Source organism: Variovorax sp. OK212, assembly GCF_900112425.1.
GTDB lineage: Bacteria > Pseudomonadota > Gammaproteobacteria > Burkholderiales > Burkholderiaceae_C > Variovorax.
Window position 1 is genome coordinate 536,032 of record NZ_FOLP01000004.1, and the last position, 18,247, is coordinate 554,278.

Here is an 18,247-nt window from a genome sequence, read left to right on the forward strand (position 1 = left end):
CCATGAAGCAACGCAAGCAAACTCTCCAGCAACCCGCGCGGCGGCTGCCGCGGCGCCTGCAACTGCGCCCCATCGCGTTCTCGCTGATCTGCGCGGGGGTGGCGCCCGCCATGGCGCAGGTGCTGCCGTCGGGCTTCATGCCAGTCGCGGGCGGCGTCACGATGACGCAAGGCGCCGGCGTGATGAACATCAGCCAGCCGTTCCAGCGCGGCATCGTCAACTGGCAGACCTTCTCGATCGGCGCCGGCGGCACGGTCAACATCGCGCAGCCGAGCACGCGCGCCGTGCTGCTCAACCGGGTGGTGGGCGACGGCGGCACCATCCTCGCCTCGCGCATCGACGGCACGCTGAGGACCTCGCTGGCAAGCAATCCGAACCTGCCGGGCGGCAGCGTGTTCCTCATCAACCCGAGCGGCATCGTGTTCGGCAAGGGCGCGTCGGTCAGCGTGGGCGGGCTGGTGGCCTCGACGCTCGACATCGCCGACGACAGGTTCATGCCGGCCGGCTCGATGGACAAGGCCTTCGGCAGGAACGACGAGCTGGTCTTCGTCGGGTCCTCGGGCAGCGTGGCGCAGGTGAAGGTGGAAGGCGGCGCGTCGATCACCACCACCTCGCCCGGCGGCACCGTGGCGCTGCTCGGCGGCGCGGTGCGCAACGAGGGCGACATCAACGTGGCGCGCGGCTCGGTCGGCCTGGTGTCGGCCAGCAAGGTCACGCTGAACCTCGACTTCGACGGCGACGGCCTCACCACCTTCAAGATCCCGGCCGACGGGCAGACCACCTTCAAGCTCGCGGAGCTGCAGGCGGTGGACAAGAGCGCGACCGCGCAGGTCATGAACAGCGGCAGCGGCAGGATCGCGGCCGACGGCGGGCGCGTGGTGCTGATGGCCGCGTCCGACGTGGATGCGCGCCAGCTCGTGGTGAGCCAGACCGGCGTGATCCGGGCGCGCTCGCTGAGCTCGCGCAACGGCGAGATCGTGCTGGACACCGGCCGCTCGGCGCTGGAAACCAGCGAGATGCTGCTGGGCGGCACGCTCGATGCGAGTGCCGGCGAGGCGGGTGCGGCGGGCGGCTCGATCACCGCGCGCGGCGACTACATCCGCATGACCGGCCTGAGCGCGGACGCCAGCGGCAGCAGCGGCGGCACGGTGTCGGTGAAGGGCGTGGCTGCCGTCAACATGGCGCCGGACGCGAAGATCGGTGCCAACGCCACAGGGACGGCGGGTGCGAATGGCGCCGGCGGCACCGTGGACATCGATTCGCGCCACACGCACATCTCGGGCGAGATCGCGGCGCGTGGCGCGGGCAGCGGCGCGGGCGGCACCGTCGGCACTTCGGGCAACGTGCTCGAAGTGAGCGACGGCGCGCGCATCGACGCGGCGGGCGGCGCCACGGGAGCCAACGGCAAATGGAACGTGAGCGCGCGCAGCGACCTCAACGTCGACAGCACCGTGCCCGCGTACGACGCGGTGGGCTACGGCAGCACCGTCGACGGCACGCGCGTCAGCGCGGCGGCGCTGGGCGATGCGCTCGGGCGCGCCATCGACGTCAGGCTGGCCACCGGCTCGATCGAGGGCGAGACGCACGACGTGGTGTTCCAGTACGGCGCGGCGGTGGTCAAGTCGCAGGGGCGCGACGCGCGCCTCACGGTGGACTCGCTGCACGACATTCGCATGCTGAACGACTCGTCGATCCGTTCGACCGCGGGCGCGCTGCATGTGGACTTCGACGCCAATGCGGGCAACACCGAACTCGGCGGCTCGATCCAGCTGGACTCCGCCTCCATTGCCACCAACGGCGGCAACATCCGCTTCTACGGCCAGGGCAATGCCGACACGGGCTATGCCACGGGCGGCGTCATCAACCTCGACGACACCTTCTACACCGGGCAGGCCGGCATCACGCTGAGCGGCAGTTCGCTGTCGACCTGTGCAACGGCCAGCGGCGCATGCGGCGGCACGGGCGCGATCACCCTGCGCGGGCAGGGCGTGAGCCAGGACACGGGCGCGGACCCCAACTACCGCATCAGCTCCGACGGCGTGGTGGTGCTTGGCAGCGCGCTGACCACCGGCGCGGGCAACATCGGCATCGAGGGCCGGGGCGGCATCCGCGCCAACGGCGTGCTGTTCGGCAGCACCGAGGCCGGCGACACCACGCTTCGCACGGGCACCGGCGACGTCAACATCACCGGCAGCTCGCGCAGCTGGACCACCGACGACCCCGTGGCGGTGTACGCGGACACCATCGTGCCCAGCAGCAGCGGCGCGCCCAACGTGACGGCGGCGAACACCGCGGGCGTCATGCTGCGCAGCGCCACCATCGCGGCGGGCGGGCGCGTGAGCATCGACGGCACCGGCAGCGACACGCAGGGGCTGCTTGCGAGCACGGCCTTCGTCACCTCGGCGGCGGCGGCCAACGGCGGCACCGGCCTGGGTTTCGGCGCGGGCGACGGCGTGTCCATCGCGGGCGGCAACATCTCGGCCGGCAAGGGGCGCGACGTCTCGATCTCGGGCACGGCGGGGGGTAGCAGCTTCGTCGTCGACAACGGCGGCACCGTGACCCAGGGCAACGACGTGACCGCCGTGCAGCTCACGATGGAGGCGGGCGAGTCGGTGCGCGCCGAAGGCGGCAGCGTGACGCTCGACGGGCGCGGCGGCGACGTGCGCGTGGCGCGCGTGCTGAGCCGCCCTTCGGGGCCGGGGCTGGTGGGCGCGAGGGCTTCCGATGCCGTGCTCGACGTCTCCAGCACCGGCGGCGCGGGCGGCACCGTTGCCCTGCGCGGGCGCAACGTGCTGCTGGACGATGCCTACGACACGCTGCCCACGATCGACGCTGGCGGCGCGGGACAGTCCGGCACCATCGACGTGCGGGCCACGCAGACCATCGCCATCGGTGCCGGCGCCAGCCTGCGCGCCGACGCGAAGTCGGCCACGGGCAACGGCGGCACCATCAACGTGATCGCGGGCGACACGCTGCGCGGCTACGGCAGCCTGTCGGCGCGCGGCGGCAGCGCCGGAGGCAACGGCGGCACCATCGAGACCTCGTCGCCCCACTTCGCGCTGCTGGGACTGCGGGTGGACGCCTCGGCGGCCGTGGGCACGGCGGGGCGCTGGGTGATCGACCCGTTCAACGTGAACATCGCGCACGGCGTCGCGTCGGGCAGCCTCACGGGCAACCCCTTCGACCCGCTGGCCAACTCGACCGTGCAGGACGGCGACATCAACAACGCGCTCGACGGCGGCACCAGCGTGACCATCACCACCGGCACGGGCGGCAATGCGGTCGACGGGAACATCACGTTCGCGGCGGACGCGTCCATCGTGCGCAGCAAGGGCGCCGCGCCGCTGACCTTCGAGCTCGATGCGGCGCACAGCATCAACGCCTTCAACGGCACCACGCAGATCCAGTCGAACTCGGGCGCGCTGAACGTGGTGTTCAACGCCGGCGTGGGCGGGCAGGGCGGCACGATCAACTACAACGGCATCATCAATACCAACGGCGGCAACGTCACTATGAATGCCGACGCCGGTCCGAGCAGCGGGTCGGCCATTTCGTTGAACGGCGCGAAGATCGATACGCGCACCACCGCGCTCGGTGACGGCGGGCCCGGCGGCTTCGTGCAGATCTCGGGCAAGCGCAGCCTGCCGCCGACGATCTTCAACACGGTGCCGACGGTGGACCTCACCGGCGTCACCCTACAGAGCAGCACCGGCGACATCGCGATCACGGGCATCGGCCAGCACGGCGACGGCGTGCGCATCCAGAACGGCACGGCGGCCAGCCAGATCCTCACGACGAGCGGCGACATTGACATCGTGGGCATCGGCGCCAGCTACACCTACAGCCAGTCGCAGCTGTCCGTGCAGAGCGTGGACATCACCGGCGCGACGGTGGTGCGCAGCGTGGACGGCAACATCGGCATCCGCGGCCTGGTGACGCCCGGGCCGCTCGAGGCGCCATCGGGCGGCGTGCTGGTGGCCGGCACGGCCCTCGTCACGACGCTGGGCGTGGGCAGCATCGACATCGCAGGCGAGTCGCAGGCCAACGGCACGGGCGTGACCATCGCCACGGGCGGGCGGGTCGACGGCAACAACAACGTCGTGCTGCGCGCCAGCAACAACGGCACCACCGACGCATTGGCGATCGCCGGCAGCGTGCGCGCGGGCAACGTGCTGAACCTGCGCCCCGGCGGCGTGGACGCCGCGGGCAACGCCGTGGACCGCACCGCCAACCCCATCGCGCTGGGCGGCACGGCGGCCACGGGCTTCGCGGTGTCGGGCGCCGAGTTCGCGCGGCTCGACGCGCCCACCATCGTGGCCGGCAGCAACGCGCACGCGGCCGACATCGACGTGGTGGGTCCGCTCACCGTGCCCGGCGCGCTCACGCTGCAGAACGGCGGTGGCGGCAACATCCAGCTCGGCGGCGCGCTCACGGCGGCGAAGATCGGCTTGCTCTCGGGCGGCAACATCACGCAGACGGCCGGCGCGCCGATCACCGCGGGCACGCTGATGGCACGCTCCACCGGCGGCAGCGTGCTGCTCGACCAGGCGGCGAACAACGTCAGCGCGGCCACCGTCGGCGGCGGCGCGGCAGGGGCGTTCCGCTACGTCGATGTCGACACGGTGCAGCTGGGCTCGGTGTCGGTCACCGGCTACGACGCCGCGGGCAATGCGCCGCAGGCCGAGTCGGCCACTTCCATGGCGGCCGACACGGTGTTCGTGCGCACCCTCAGCGGCGACCTGCTGCTGGGCACCAACGTGAGCAGCACCAACGGCGTGGACCTGGTGGCGGGCTCGCGCTTTCAGAACCTGGGCGCCTATTCGATCGGCGGCGCGCCGTGGCGCGTGTGGGCCGACACCTGGGTGGGCGAGACGCGCGGCGGGCTGCAGGGCTCAGGCATCTACCCCAACCTGTACCACTGCGCCTACTCGGGCCTGTGCACGGTCGGCATTCCGGCGGGCGCCAACCACTTCATCTATGCGCAGCAGCCGGTGGCCACGGTGCTCATCGGCAGCGCGAGCCGGCCCTTCGGCTATCCGAATCCGCTGTTCAGCTACCTCGTCGGCGGGCTGATCCTGGGCGACACGGGCGCGGGCTTTGCCGGCTTCCTGTTCTCGCCCGCGCTGCAGTCGAGCCCGCAGGGCGCGTACCCGATCAACGGCATGTTCACCTCGGCCGAGGGCTATGCGGTGAACGTGGTGCCCGGCAACCTGTTCGTCGGCGGGCTGCCCAACCTGCCGCGGCCCGACACGCTGCGCGACCTGCCGGCCACCTGGGTGTACGACCGCAACATCGGCCCGCCGCCGATCTGCTTTGCCACGGGGCCGCTGGAAGGCGACCGCGCGGTGCAGGGCGCCGACGTGCTCGCGCGCGAATGGTCGCGCGTGCGCTCGCGGCCCAACCTCTCGAGTTGCGTGGACACCGAGAAGCGCAACGGCTGCGCGGACTTCTGAAGAGGCTCAGAGACAGCTCAGAGGCCGCGCGCCCGGCGGTTGGACATGACCACGTTGTCCTTCGGAATCACCTGGCCTTCGCGCATGGCGGAGATCCATGCGTCGGTGGTGGTCACCGCGGCGAAGTTGCTGTGGAACACCACGCTGAAGACGCGATGGATTTCCTCGGCGCTCACCTTGCCCGCGGCGTTCTCGTAAGGCAGCGCGCCGCTGGCGTCGGCCAGGAACTCCACGCTCAGGCCGCGGTGCATCGCCTCGAACACGGTGGAGGCGTTGCAGTTCTGCGTCATGTAGCCGGCCACGCTCAGCGTGTCGATGCCGCGGCTTGCAAGCCAGTCGGCGAAGTCGGTGCCGGTGAACACGCTCGGGAAGGCCTTGGTCACGAGGTGGTCGTGCGGCCGCTTCGCGACTTCGGGGTGCAGCTGGCCGTTGTGCGTGTCGGCCTGGAACACCGGCGCGCCCTTGGGCGCATGGTGGCGCACCACCACGACCGGCGTGCCGGCGGCGCGGGCGGCGTCCATGGCCTTGGTCACGTTGGGCAGGGTGCGGTCGATGGGCGGGTACTCGATGGGCAGGCCGCCGCCTTCGAAGTACTCGTTCTGCACGTCGATCACGACGAGGGCGCGGCGCGGGGCGGTGTTGTCGTTGCTCATGGAGGGCTCCTTCTCTGTGGCGGTTCGGATGCCTCGATTCTTCGCCTTCGCCCCGGTTCTTGACAGTGGCCCGAAAGCCATTCATCGATAAGATCGGGCCATGCGCACTCCGGCCATCGAAACCATTGCCGTCGTCGCCTTCGACGGCATCAGCCCCTTCCACCTGTCCGTGCCCTGCATGGTGTTCGGCGAAGACCGCACCGAGAGCGGCGCGCCGCGCTTTCGCATGCGCGTGTGCGCGCCGGAGCCCGGCGCGCTGCAGACCAACGCGGGCTTCACGCTGGTGGTGCCGCACGGGCTGGAGGCCATCCGCCGCGCGCAGATCGTGGTGGTGCCTTCGTGGCGCGACGACGGCAGCGCGGCGCCGCCCGCGCTCATCCGCGCGCTGCAGGCGGCCCACCGGCGCGGCGCCACCGTGGTGGGCCTGTGCCTGGGCGCCTTCGTGCTGGCCGAGGCCGGCCTGCTCGACGGCCGCCCGGCCACCACGCACTGGAAGCTGGCGCCGGCCTTCGCCAGGCAGTACCCGCAGGTGCAGCTGCAGCCCGAGGTGCTGTACGTGGACGACGGCAGCGTGCTCACGTCGGCCGGCACGGCCGCGGGCATCGACTGCTGCCTGCACCTGCTGCGCGTGCGCTACGGCGCCGAAACCGCCAACCGCGCCGCGCGCCGCATGGTGGTCGCGCCGCACCGCCAGGGCGGGCAGGCGCAGTACATCGAGCAGCCCGTGCCCGTTGCGGCCGAGCGCGACCGCCTCGCGCCGCTGCTCGAGTGGCTGGGCCGGCACCTGGACACGCCGCACGAACTCGACGCGCTTGCGCGCCGCGCGCTCATGAGCCGGCGCACCTTCACGCGGCGCTTTCGCGAATCCACCGGCACCACCGTCGGCCAGTGGGTGCAGAACCAGCGCCTGGCGCTGGCGCAGCGGCTGCTGGAGACCACCGACCACGCGGTCGAGCAGGTGGCGACCGGCGCGGGCTTCGGCTCGGCGGTGTCGCTGCGCAAGCATTTCATGTCGGCGTTCAAGGTGTCGCCCACGGCGTACCGCCGGCAGTTCTCGCGGGCCGACGCGCCGGCCTGAGCGGCCTGAGCGGCGTGATCGGCGTGATCGGCGCGAGCGACTTGACCGGCTCGTTCAGCCGACGTGCAACTGCCGCCGCGTGGTGAGCAGCGCACGCAGCTTGGCCGGCGCGACCGGCTTGGTCAGCAGCATCACGCCGCCATGGCGCAGGCGCTGCAGCACCTCGGGCCCGGTGGCGCCCGACACCAGCACCGCGAGCGCGTCGGGCTGCAGGCGCTTGGCCGCGTCGATCACGTCGACACCGTCGCCGTCGCCCGCCAGCTGCAGGTCGCACAGCACGGCGTCGTAATGCAGGTCGCCGGTGCCCAGCCGCGCGATGGCCTCGGCGCCGGTGGTCACGCATTCGACCTCGCAGCCCCATTGCGCCAGCAAGGTGCGGCTGCCGTCGAGGATGGCCGGGTCGTCGTCCACCACCAGGCAGCGCAGCCCGGCCAGCGGCGCCGGTGCGAGCGGCGGCGGCTCGGGCGGCACCACGTCGGCCAGCCGCGCGGCCGGCAGCGTGAACGCGAAGGTGCTGCCCGCCTGCAGCGCCGAGCGCACGGTGATGCGCGTGCCCAGCAGCGCTGCAATGCGCGCGCAGATGGCCAGCCCCAGGCCGAAGCCGCGGCGGCGGTCGCGCTCGGTGTTGGCCACCTGGTAGAACTCCTCGAAGATGCGGCCCTGGTGGATGGGCGCGATGCCCACGCCGTTGTCGCGCACCTCGATGCGCACGCCGGCCGGGCTGCGCCGCGCGGCCACCAGCACGCTGCCGCCTTCGGGCGCATGGCGCAGCGCATTGGCCACCAGGTTGCCGACGATGCGCTGCAGCATCGACGCGTCGGTGCGCACCGCCAGGCCGCGGTCGCTCCAGCGCAGCCGCACGCGGGCCTCGGCGGCGGTGGCGGCGTGCTGCGCGTCGAGCTGGTCGAAGAGCGACGCCAGCGACACCTTGGCGATCGACGGCGTGAGCACCTGCGCGTCGAGCCGCGAAATTTCCAGCAGGTCGTCGAGCAGCACGCCCATGAACTCGGTGCTTTCCTGCAGCCGCAGCACGGCCGGGCGCTGCGCGGGCGAGGCGCCCGGCAGCAGGCCGTCGATGAACAGGCCCATGGCGTGCAGCGGCTGGCGCAGGTCGTGGCTGGCCGCGGCCAGGAAACGCGCGCGCGAGAGCGCGGCCTGCTCGGCCTCGGCCATGCGCTGCAGGGCCACAGCGGTGGCCTCGCGCACGCGGTCTTCGCTGATCTGGCGGTTGCTCTGCAGGCGCTCGGCCAGGCGGTCGATGTCGTGCGCGAGCACCGCGAGCTCGTGCGTGCCGCGCGTGCCGCCCTCGACCACGTCGCAGCGCACCTCGAAATGGCCGGCCTCCAGCGCGGCCACGGTGCGCGACACGCGCCGCAGCGGCCGCGCCACCGTGCGCGCCATGTGGCGCACCGAGGCCCACGCCGCCATCAGCGCGACCAGCGCGATGCCGACGCCCGCGAACAGCGAGCGGCTGCGCTCGCGCGCGTAGGCGGTGGTGTCGCGAAAGGTCTGCACCAGCCCGATGGGCGTGTCGCCCGCCGCGGTGGAGCCCGCGGGCGCGAAGGCGCTGGCGCGCGAGGCTTCGCGCAGCGTGACCGGCGAGGTGAACATGCGCAGCTGCGCCAGCGAGGTGGTCTTGGGCCCGGCCGTGACGTACACGCCGGCGCTGTTGCTGATCTCCACGCGCGTCACCTGCCCGCCGCGCAGCGCGGCATTGGCCACGTTCTGCAGCGCCGGCAGGTCGCCCGCGTAGAGGCTCAGGTCGGACATGGCCGCCACCTGGCGCGCCACCGCCTGGCCCTCGGCGTCGAAGGCGGCTTCCAGCGTCTGCAGCCGGTTGTGCGTGAACCAGCCGGTGAGCGCCAGCGCCACCGCGGCGCACGGCACCACGCCCAGGCGGAACAGGTCGCGCTGCAGGTTGCCCCGCACGACGAGGGTGTGGGGCGACTGCGCCGGGGCGGGCGACAGGCCCGGCGAGATCGCTGGAGACATGACAGGGGTGGGCACGGGCGTGCCGGCGCCGTTCGCCCCGGCGGCTGCCGGCCCGTGGGAGGGCGGCACGGTGCTCATCGCGGCGCCGCAATCCGCTCGGTGAGCTCCCGTTCCTCCGGCACCCGCAGGCCGAGCCCGCGTGCCACAGTGGCGTTGACGCGCACGGTGGCGGGTGTGGCCGCTTCCACCAGCGGCGCGTTGTTGCTGCTTGCGGTGCCGGCGCTGGCCACCTTCTGGCCGAGCAGCCGCGCCTGCTGCGCGAGCTGCGACGGTGTCGAAACGGCCGCGGCGAGACCGCCCGAACGCACCAGCCCCTCGCTGGCGCCGAACACCGGCAGGCCCGCGCTCGCGCCGGCGCGCAGCACCGACAGCGTGGCCGCCTGGTTGTCGCCGATCAGGTCGGGCAGCACCATCAGCGCGTCGCTCAGCGGCACCACCTGGCGCAGGGCCGTGGCCAGCGAGGTGGCGTCGGGCGCGTATTCCACGCGCACGTCCCAGGCCGGGTTGGCGCCCTGGGCCGCGCGTTGCAGCTCGCGCACCAGCGGCTCCGACTCGGAGGTGGCGATCACGCCGATGCGGCGCTTCTGCGGCAGCACCGCGTTGATCAGCGCCAGTTGGTCGGCCATGGCCGGATCGCGCAGCAGCACGCCCACGCGGCGGTCGCTGCGGCGCAGGGCGGGGCTGGCGGCCTTGAGCGACTCGTACTCGAGCCGGCTGAGCATCGCCAGCACCAGCGGCTCCTGGCCCGGGCGCTCGACGGCGGCGCGCGCGGCGGCGGGGCCCACGGCCATGGTGATCGGTGCGTCGGCGGCGCTGCGCAGGCTGCGCGTGCGCACGCCTGCGTTGGCGGCGCGCTCGGTGTCGGTGCTGGCCGCTTCGGCGGTCTGCTGCTGTTGTGGCTGTGCGTCGGCGCCGCCGGGCGCCAGCCGCACCAGCTCGAACTTGCCGCCGGGCTCCTGGTCCGCGCGCAGCTGCTGCACGAACTCCGAGGACGCCGCGGCGTCGTCGCCCATCAGCACCGTGAGGCCGGCGGCAGAGGCGCTCCCGCCGAAGCCGGCGACACCCAGCACCAGCACCACCGGCATGGCGCGGGCAGCTTGGCACAGCCTTCCGAAGAGGGGCTGTAAGGTGGGTTTCACGGCAAAAAACATGGACTGCGTCCGCAGCGAGGGGCGATGATCCAATGTAAGGACGGGCCCCGCTTCGCGCGATAAGGCGGAGGGCTTATGTCAACGTCGGCCAAGGCCTGCCAGCGTGACGAATTTCACATGCTGGCAGCCGCTCGGCCTATCTCCGACGCACTACCTACACACCTACCGCCAGCGCCGCGGCCGCGCGCTGCGCCTGGATCGCCTGGCGCAGCACGCGCGGCGACACCGGTTTGTAGAGCACGGTGATGCCCGCGCTCGCCACTTCGCGCAACCGGTCGGGCTTGGTCTCGCCCGTCACCAGCAGCCGCGCGGTGCCGGCGCCGATGCCGCGCGGGTGGCGCTCGAGCGCGCCGATCACGTCCAGGCCGTTGTCGCCGCCCTGCAGCAGCAGGTCGCTGATGACCACGTCGGGCGGCTGCGCCCAGCCGTCGGCCAGCGACAGCGCCTCGGCGCGCGTCTGCGCGGGCATCACCTGCGCGCCCCAGTTACCGAGCACCACCGTGAGCCCTTCGAGGATGGTGCGCTCGTCGTCGATCACCAGGATGCGCACGCCGGCCAGGCTTTCCTCTTCCTCGATGGCGGCGACCGCGGGGGACACCGCCGACGGCGGCAGCGCGGCCGGCGCCGAGCGCACCAGCACCCGCACGCAGGTGCCCTTGTTGACGCGCGAGCTGAGCTCCACGCGCGTGTTCAGCAGCTCGGCCAGCCGCTGCACCGTGGCCAGGCCCAGGCCCATGCCGCGCGTGCCGCGGCTGTCGCGCGCCGCCTGCCGGCCGGTGGGCTCCACCTGGTAGAACTCCTCGAACACGCGCGCCTGGTGCTGCCGGGCGATGCCCACGCCGGTGTCGACCACGTCGATGCGCACGCCCTTGCCGCGCCGGCGCGCGCCGATCAGCACGCCGCCCTCGATGGTGTGGCGCAGCGAGTTCGACACCAGGTTGTTCAGGATGCGCGAGAGCATCACGTAGTCGCAGCGCACCCACAGCTCGGTCTTGCGCACCACCAGCCGCAGGCCCTGCTGCTCGGCCACCGGGCGGAAGTTGCGGCTGATCTCGTCGAACAGGCGGTCCAGCGGAAAGTCGATCCACTGCGGCTGCAGCACGCCCGCGTCGAGCTGCGACAGGTTCAGCAGCTCGGAGAACAGCCGGTCGAGCGAATCGACGCACTCGCGGATGTGGCCGATGCGCTGCAGCTTCACCGGGTCGGTCTCGCCGTTGGCCAGCCCGTCGGAGAACAGCGTGAGCGCATGCAGCGGCTGGCGCAGGTCGTGGCTGGCGGCGGCCAGCAGGCGGGTCTTGGCCTGGCTGGCCACCTCGAGCTGCGCGTTCTTGCGCGCCAGCTCGGCCGTGGCGTCGTTGATGCGGCTTTGCAGCAGCCGGTGGCTTTCCGCGAGCGCGCGCGCGGCCTGGTTGAAGCCGTGCTGCAGGTGGCGCACTTCCGACGTGCCCTCGATGGCCACGCTGGCGTCCTCGCCCGCGCCCAGGCGGTCGACCGCCTGGCCCAGCGCGCGGATCGGCTCGCTGATGCGCCGGGCCGCCCACCAGCCCGCCAGGCCCACGCCGATCATGCTGATCGCCAGCACCAGCCCCACGTTGAACCACACCGAGCGGCGCGCGTTCTGCACCGCCGCCAGGCTCATCTCGACCATCACCTTGCCGTTGTGGCGGCCGTCGTCGCTCACGATGGGCACCACCACCTGCAGGCCTTCGCCGCGGGCGCGGTCCATGGTCTCGGAGTTGGCGACGATCTCGCCGTCTTCCGTCCAGATCTGCACCTGCTGCACGTTGGGCTGGTAGGTGCCCGACTGGGCGGTGCGCTGCAGGGCGCGGCGGTCCATGCGTGCCAGCGGCGCCTGCGCCACCGTGGCCACCTGCAGCGCCACCGTCTGCGCATTGGCGCGCATCAGCTCGGTGAGGTTGCCCAGGTGTTGGCGCGTCAGCACCGCGATGGCCGCCAGCGTTGCCAGCGTGGCCGGCACCAGCGCCAGCAGGATCAGCTGCTGGGCGAAGGTCAGGCGGGCCAGGCTGCGAAGGACGCGGAAGTTCCAGTTCATGAGGGCGGCGGACGGCGGCGGCGTCGGGTGGAGGCCGAGCTTGGGAGTCTCTTTCTGAACGGGGAAGACAGGAAAAACATCACGAAGATTGTTAGCAATTGATATCTAATGACGTCCGCGCCGCCATGTTAGACCCGCCGATGCGCAACGGCTCTATGTCTTTCGGTTCACAAATGCAGGCTTTCTTGCGCCGGTTTACCGATCTGCCCGCCGCCTTGCGCGCGCTGGCGACCGCATTGTTCATGGGGCTGCCGCTGTGGGCGACGGCCCAGGTCAGCCCGCTGGACGGGCCGGTGCGCTTCGGCATCCTGCCGCTGGGCGGCGCCTTCGAGTCGCGCAGCGACTGGGACCCGCTGCTGACCGAACTCAGCCGCGCCATCAACCGGCCGGTGAGCGTGCTGTCGGTCAACTCCTATGAGGCGCTGGAGCAGGCCATCCAGCGCGACGAGGTCGACATGGCCTTCCTGTCCGGAAAGATGGCGCTCGACGCCGTGACCCAGCGCCGCATGAAGGTGGTGGCCCAGGTGGTGCGCCACGACGGCCTGCCCGGTTACCGGGCGCTGCTGCTGGCGCGCAAGGCGCCGCCGCTGAACTCGCTGAAGAACCTGCTGGAGCAGCCCGAGCACTGGCGGCTGGCGCGCGGCGAGCGGCAGTCGGTGTCGGGCTTCATCGTGCCGCAGCTGCAGTTCTTCCTGCCGAACCACATCGCGATGGAGACCCGCTTCAGCAGCGAGATCGTGGGCACCCACCAGACCACCGCGCTGGCCGTGGCCAACAGCGAGGCCGACGTGGCCACCAACAACACCGCCGACTTCGAGCGCTTCAGGCTGCGCTTTCCGGCCGAGGCCGAGCGGCTGCAGGTGCTGTGGCAGTCTGAGCTGATCCCGCATGCGCAGATCGTGGTGCGGCGCGAGTACCCGGCCGACCTGCGCAAGCGCGTGCAGGCCTTCCTGACCGGCTACGGCCGCGCCAAGGGCGCGCGCGGCGATGCCGAGCGCGTGGTGCTCAAGTCGCTGCACGACCTGGCGGGCTTCGTTGCCGCCGACAACAGCTCGCTGCAGCCCGCCGCCAGGCTGGCCTACCAGCTGGCCAGGCAGAACGCCATGACCGCGCAGTGGGTGAACGACGCCGCGCGCGAAGCCCGGCTGCAGCGCATCGAGAGCGGGTATGCGGAGCAGGTCGGCGTGCTGAAGGACGTGTCGCCTTGAAGCGCGGGTCTTGCCTGCCGGCCTTGCTGCAGGCCCTTGCGCTGGCGGGCGCCTTGCTGGCGGGGCACGTGCCGGCGGCGGCGCAGGGCGTGATCGTGCTGCCCGAGAAAGTCGACAAAGCCGACAAAGCCGAAAAGGCGGGGACCGCCTCCGTCAAGCTGATCCGCTTCGGCGTGCTGCCGCTGGGCGGCACCGTCGAGTCGCGCGCGCTGTGGACGCCGCTCATGGCCGACATGAGCCGTACCCTGGGCATTCCGGTGAGCGCCTACTCGGTGCCGTCGTACGAGGAGCTGGACCGCGCCATCGGCCGCGACGAGATCGACATGGCCTTCCTGTCGGCCAAGATGGCGCTCGACGCCGTGATGCAGCGGCGCATGAAGGTGGTGGCGCAGATCGCGCGGCACCCGGACGTGCCCGAGCACCGCGCCGTGCTGCTGGCGCGCAAGGCCGGCCCGCTCAACACGCTCGAAGGCCTGCTCGCGCAGCCCGAGAAATGGCGGCTCGCGCGCGGCGACAGCCGCTCGGTCACCGGGTTCGTCGTGCCGCAGAGCCAGCTCTTCCTGCCGCACAACATCGAGATGGAGACGCGCTTTCGCAGCGAGTTCGTCGGCACCCACCAGGCCACCGCGCTGGCCGTGGCGAACGGCGACGCCGACGTTGCCACCAACAACACCACCGACTTCGAGCGCTTCCGCCAGCAGTTCCCGGTCGAGGCCGAGCGGCTCCAGGTGATCTGGCAGTCCGAGCCGCCGCCCGGCGCGCCGATGGTGGTGCGGCGCGACTACCCGCCCGAGTTCCAGGCACGGCTGCAGGCCTTCCTGACCGGCTACGGAAAAGGCAAGGGCACGCGCGTGAATGCCGAGCGCGAAGTGCTGAAGACCCTGCGCGCGGCGTACGGCTACGTTGCCGCCGACGACAGCGCCCTGCTGCCCGAAGCGCGGCTGGAGCACGAGCTGGGCCGGCAGCGCGCGATGGCCGCGTCGTGGGTCAACGAGGCTGCCCGCGAGCAGCGGCTGCAGCGCATCGAGAAGACCTATGCGGAGCAGGTCGAGGTGTTGCGCGCCGGCCGGTGACGGCGTGGCCATGACATATCCCGCGTTTTTTCAGCCTCTGTGACCGCAAGCCGGCCGGCGTGACCATTGTTTGCAGTGCGCGCGGCGAGGGCCCCGCAAACTGCCGCGACTGTGTTTCCGAGATGGAAGTCGTCGATGTCGCGCACGCTGCTGGTTCACTCTCCTGCAATCCCTGTTGTTCTTGGCCGCCCGGCGCTGGCACCCGTTCGCCTCTCGGGCCATGAGGGGCTGAACCACCTCTTCGAGTACGAGCTGCTGCTCAAGACGCCGGATGCATTGAACCTTGATGCATCGATGGCTGCAGACTTCGATCTCGATGCATTCGTCGGCCGCGAGATCGGCTGCGAGATCGCACTCGACGACGGCGCCTCGGGCTTTCGTCAGATCAACGCGCTGATCACCGATGCGGCGCTCTGGGGTGAAGAAGGCCGACACGTTCAGTACAAGCTCACGTTGCGCCCCTGGCTGCACCTGGCCACGCTGAGCACCGACTGCCGGATCTTCCAGAATCAGACCGTGGTGCAGACCCTCGATGCGCTGCTGGCGGACTACGCGTTTCCCGTCGACAAGCGGCTGGTCGAGACCTACCCGGTGCGCGACTACCAGACCCAGTTCAACGAGAGCGACTTCGCCTTCTTCAGCCGGCTGTGCCAGGAATGGGGCATCAGCTACCACTTCGAACATTCGCGGGGGAAGCACCGGCTGGTGCTCTGCGATGCGATGGGGGCGTATGGGCAGGCCGACACTGCGGCCTATCGAGAGGTCGAGTACCACGCCCCGGGCTGGAAGATCGATGCGGAGTACATCCACAGCTTCGTGCCCGCGAGCCGCCTGACCAGCGGGAGGTATGCGACACGGGACTACGACTACACCCGGCCGAGAGCCGATCTGGGTGTGGGTCGAAAGGATCCCCGGCCCACAGGGCATGCCGATGGCGAGGTCTACGAATGGCACGCTTCCAATTCCGGCAGCCACTGCGTTCAACCCAACGCGGGCAGCGCTGCCGGCAACGATCCTCGGAGTGAAGGTGACCTGCTGGCGGTCCTGCGCATGCAGGCCCTTCGCACGCACGGCGCCAGGGCCGAAGCCAGCGGCAACCTGAGAGGCATGGTGCCCGGGCGCACCTTCAAGCTGCACAAGCACCCAAGAGAATCCGCCAACGCCGAGTACCTGCTCCTCTCCACCCGCTTGCTGATCGAAGACGTGGCCCAGGACAGCCAGGCCAAGGAAGCGATCGAGCGCAAGCAGCAGTGGCAGGTCCGCGTGGACTTCACGGCCCACCCCGTCACCGAAGCCCTTCGCCCCGCACTCACCCAGCCCAAGCCGCGCGCAGGCGGCTCGCAAGTGGCGCTCGTGGTCGGGCCTGCCGGAGAGAACATCTGGACCGACGCGCTCGGGCGCATCAAGGTCCAGTTCCCCTGGGATCGCATCGGCAACGCAGACCCGCACAGCAGCTGCTGGCTGCGCGTGAGTTCACCGTGGGCGGGCAACCAGCTGGGCGGCATCCACCTCCCCCGCATCGGCCAGGAGGTCATCGTCGACTTCCTCTCCGGCGACCCGGACCTGCCGATCTGCACGGGCCACGTGCACAACCAGGTGAACATGCCGCCGTGGGAGTTGCCCGGCCAGGGTGCGTTGAGTGGCTTTCGAAGCCGGGAGCTGACCAAGGGCGGCGGCAACGGCGCGGCGGGCCGCTCCAACCACCTGCTGATGGACGACACCGACGGCCGGATCCAGGCACAGCTCAAGAGCGACCACCAGAGCTCGAGCCTGAGCCTGGGGTTCATCACGCGGGTGGAGGACAACGCGGGTCGCAAGGACCCCAGGGGCGAGGGGTTCGAGCTGCGCACCGACGGGCACGGCGTGCTGCGCGCGCAGGACGGCTTGCTCATCACCACCGAGGCGCGGCCGGAGGCGGCACGCCATGCCAAGGACATGGGCGAGACGGCCAGCCGATTGAAAGCTGCATGCGGGCAGCACGACGGGCTGGCCGAGGCGGCGGCGGCTGCGAAGCTGCAAGACGGTGGACAGGATCAGGCCCTTGTCGCCAAGGCACTCGAGGCGCAGGCGAACGCCATCGAAGGCAGCGGTGGGCATGCATCCGGAGGCCGCTTCCCCGAACTGGACGAACCGCAGCTGGTGCTCGCCAGCGCCGCGGGCATCGCTGCCACCACGACGGGCAGCCTGCATCTGCAAGCCGGAGAACACGTCGCGCTCACCAGCGAAGGCCACACGAGCTTCAGCGCCGCCAAGCGCCTGCTGGTCAGCGCCAAGGACGGCATCCGGCTGTTCGCGCTCAAGAGCGGCATGAAGTGGATCGCCGGCAACGGCAAGGTGCAGATCGAGGCACACAAGGACAGGATCGACCTGACCGCGAAGAAAGCGGTGCGCATCACCAGCACCACCAACGAGGTTCGCATCTCGGCACCGGTGAAGGTGGTGGTCAACGGCGCAGGCAGCTTCACGGAGTGGAGCAGCGCGGGCATCCTGCACGGCACCTTGGGCGGGTGGGTGGAGCATGCGGCGAGCCATGCCAAGCTGGGGCCGGCCAGTTCTCCATCGAGTCCGCAAACCTACGAAGGCTGCTCGCCTTCGGACAGCAAGGCGGTGGCCGGCGGCACGGGGACGATCTGAGATGTCGTCGGCAATGCAAACACCTTCGAGCGAGACCGTTCCCGCATGGCCATGGAGCGATGTACCGCAGGCACTTCTGGAGGCCCTCGAATCGTCCCTGCGGGAGCAACTGCACGACGGCGCCGTGTATCTGCTGATCGATCCCTTCCTGGGCGACGTGGAACCGCAGATCGACACTCACCCGCGCCATCCGCTGCCGAACGACGGAACGCAAGTGCCCGCCGCGCAGTGGCCCTACCTGATCGAACTCAAGGGTGCGCAAGACCCGCTGCTGGCCCGGAGCATCGAGTGGGCCGCCCATGAGCACCTGTGCGCCTGCCTCAACGGCAGCGGTGCCTACCGCATCGGCGGGTGGCTCCAGCCGCATGCCGAGAACGGTGGCCCGGCCCTGGCGCGACAACTGGGCGCATTGCTCGTGGCGAGCGACAGCGCTCGCACCGGTCGCTACCTGCGGTTGGCCGATCGCCGTGTGCTGGCGCTGCTGAATCCGTCCCAACTGTGGGCCGAGGCATCCGCCATCGACTGGGCGCAGCAACTGACAGGCATCGCGCACTGGATCTATCTCGACACCAACTTCAAGCTGCGGTTGTTGCATGGCCGGCCGGGGCTGGCTGCAAGCAAATCCTTGCGGCTGAACGTGGCGCATTGGCGGCTCGTCGCCGACGCAGAGGCCGTCAATCGAAGCCTGATGGCATGGCAAGGCTTTCGCCATCCCTTGCCGGACGACGCGATGGCGCAGGTGCTCGTGGCGCTCGAACGCGCCCGCCTGCGCGGCTTGCGCGAACCGGAGGACCTTGCCGCCTATGTGGTCGAGACGCTTCGGTTTCCGGCCTTCGAGCAGTTCCCGGAACTGCAGGGCCGCATCGACCGGGCCCTTCTGACGCAGCAGCCGTTGGCCGACAGGTTGCGAGCCCTTCGCCGCTATTGGTCCTGATTCAAACGATCCATCTCT

Annotated in this window: 10 protein-coding genes; 6 read left to right on the plus strand and 4 right to left on the minus strand. The window is 71.0% G+C overall.

Features of this window, described 5'->3' with window-relative positions:
- Positions 1-2 precede the first annotated feature (2 nt).
- Positions 3-5,453 (plus strand): two-partner secretion domain-containing protein, encoded by a 5,451-nt coding sequence (locus BM004_RS16165; protein ID WP_093214816.1) that lies wholly within the window; start codon positions 3-5, stop codon positions 5,451-5,453.
- Positions 5,454-5,470: 17 nt separating this feature from the next.
- Here BM004_RS16165 and BM004_RS16170 read toward each other — a convergent pair whose 3' ends face one another.
- The gene (locus BM004_RS16170; protein WP_093214819.1) at positions 5,471-6,106 is read right to left on the minus strand and encodes a cysteine hydrolase family protein; all 636 of its coding nucleotides are present in this window, start codon (positions 6,104-6,106) and stop codon (positions 5,471-5,473) included.
- A 100-nt stretch (positions 6,107-6,206) separates the two neighbouring features.
- On the opposite strand from BM004_RS16170, the gene BM004_RS16175 reads away from it, so the two are divergent.
- Entirely contained in the window at positions 6,207-7,184 is a 978-nt protein-coding gene (locus tag BM004_RS16175; RefSeq protein ID WP_093127039.1) for a GlxA family transcriptional regulator, read from the plus strand.
- A gap of 54 nt (positions 7,185-7,238) precedes the next feature.
- On the opposite strand, the gene BM004_RS16180 is transcribed toward BM004_RS16175, so the two are convergent.
- The 3 genes from BM004_RS16180 to BM004_RS16190 form a co-directional block, all read right to left on the minus strand.
- The gene (locus BM004_RS16180) at positions 7,239-9,176 is read right to left on the minus strand and encodes a hybrid sensor histidine kinase/response regulator (protein WP_256219916.1); all 1,938 of its coding nucleotides are present in this window, start codon (positions 9,174-9,176) and stop codon (positions 7,239-7,241) included.
- A gap of 74 nt (positions 9,177-9,250) precedes the next feature.
- Positions 9,251-10,261, minus strand: a complete 1,011-nt coding sequence (locus BM004_RS16185) for an ABC transporter substrate binding protein (RefSeq protein WP_256219917.1) — start codon at positions 10,259-10,261, stop codon at positions 9,251-9,253.
- A 220-nt stretch (positions 10,262-10,481) separates the two neighbouring features.
- A complete protein-coding gene (locus BM004_RS16190; RefSeq protein ID WP_093127031.1) occupies positions 10,482-12,380 on the minus strand; it encodes an ATP-binding response regulator in 1,899 nt (632 codons plus the stop codon).
- A 173-nt stretch (positions 12,381-12,553) separates the two neighbouring features.
- Here BM004_RS16190 and phnD (BM004_RS16195) point away from each other — a divergent pair, with 173 nt between their 5' ends.
- The 4 genes from phnD (BM004_RS16195) to BM004_RS16210 all read left to right on the plus strand — a co-directional run bounded on the left by phnD (BM004_RS16195) (position 12,554) and on the right by BM004_RS16210 (position 18,229).
- Positions 12,554-13,588, plus strand: a complete 1,035-nt coding sequence (gene phnD / locus BM004_RS16195) for a phosphate/phosphite/phosphonate ABC transporter substrate-binding protein (RefSeq protein WP_093127029.1) — start codon at positions 12,554-12,556, stop codon at positions 13,586-13,588.
- Positions 13,585-14,661 carry a phosphate/phosphite/phosphonate ABC transporter substrate-binding protein gene (phnD, locus tag BM004_RS16200; protein WP_371269704.1) on the plus strand — a complete coding sequence of 359 codons (1,077 nt, stop codon included), beginning with the start codon at positions 13,585-13,587 and terminating at the stop codon, positions 14,659-14,661. Before phnD (BM004_RS16195) ends, phnD (BM004_RS16200) begins: the two co-directional genes overlap by 4 nt.
- Before the next feature lie 135 nt (positions 14,662-14,796).
- On the plus strand, positions 14,797-17,295 hold the full coding sequence (locus BM004_RS16205; RefSeq protein ID WP_093214827.1) for a type VI secretion system Vgr family protein: 2,499 nt from the start codon (positions 14,797-14,799) through the stop codon (positions 17,293-17,295).
- A 13-nt stretch (positions 17,296-17,308) separates the two neighbouring features.
- Entirely contained in the window at positions 17,309-18,229 is a 921-nt protein-coding gene (locus BM004_RS16210) for a hypothetical protein (RefSeq protein ID WP_143072633.1), read from the plus strand.
- Positions 18,230-18,247 lie beyond the last annotated feature (18 nt).

Excerpts from the sequence above, each read along its gene's own strand:
- BM004_RS16175 (WP_093127039.1), top strand. The coding sequence starts at position 6,207 with ATGCGCACTCCGGCCATCGAAACCATTGCCGTCGTCGCCTTCGACGGC.
- BM004_RS16185 (WP_256219917.1), bottom strand. The coding sequence starts at position 10,261 with ATGCCGGTGGTGCTGGTGCTGGGTGTCGCCGGCTTCGGCGGGAGCGCC.
- BM004_RS16180 (WP_256219916.1), bottom strand. The coding sequence starts at position 9,176 with ATGTCTCCAGCGATCTCGCCGGGCCTGTCGCCCGCCCCGGCGCAGTCG.
- BM004_RS16190 (WP_093127031.1), bottom strand. The coding sequence starts at position 12,380 with ATGAACTGGAACTTCCGCGTCCTTCGCAGCCTGGCCCGCCTGACCTTC.
- BM004_RS16205 (WP_093214827.1), top strand. The coding sequence starts at position 14,797 with ATGTCGCGCACGCTGCTGGTTCACTCTCCTGCAATCCCTGTTGTTCTT.
- BM004_RS16165 (WP_093214816.1), top strand. The coding sequence starts at position 3 with ATGAAGCAACGCAAGCAAACTCTCCAGCAACCCGCGCGGCGGCTGCCG.
- BM004_RS16210 (WP_143072633.1), top strand. The coding sequence starts at position 17,309 with ATGCAAACACCTTCGAGCGAGACCGTTCCCGCATGGCCATGGAGCGAT.
- BM004_RS16170 (WP_093214819.1), bottom strand. The coding sequence starts at position 6,106 with ATGAGCAACGACAACACCGCCCCGCGCCGCGCCCTCGTCGTGATCGAC.
- phnD (WP_093127029.1), top strand. The coding sequence starts at position 12,554 with ATGCAGGCTTTCTTGCGCCGGTTTACCGATCTGCCCGCCGCCTTGCGC.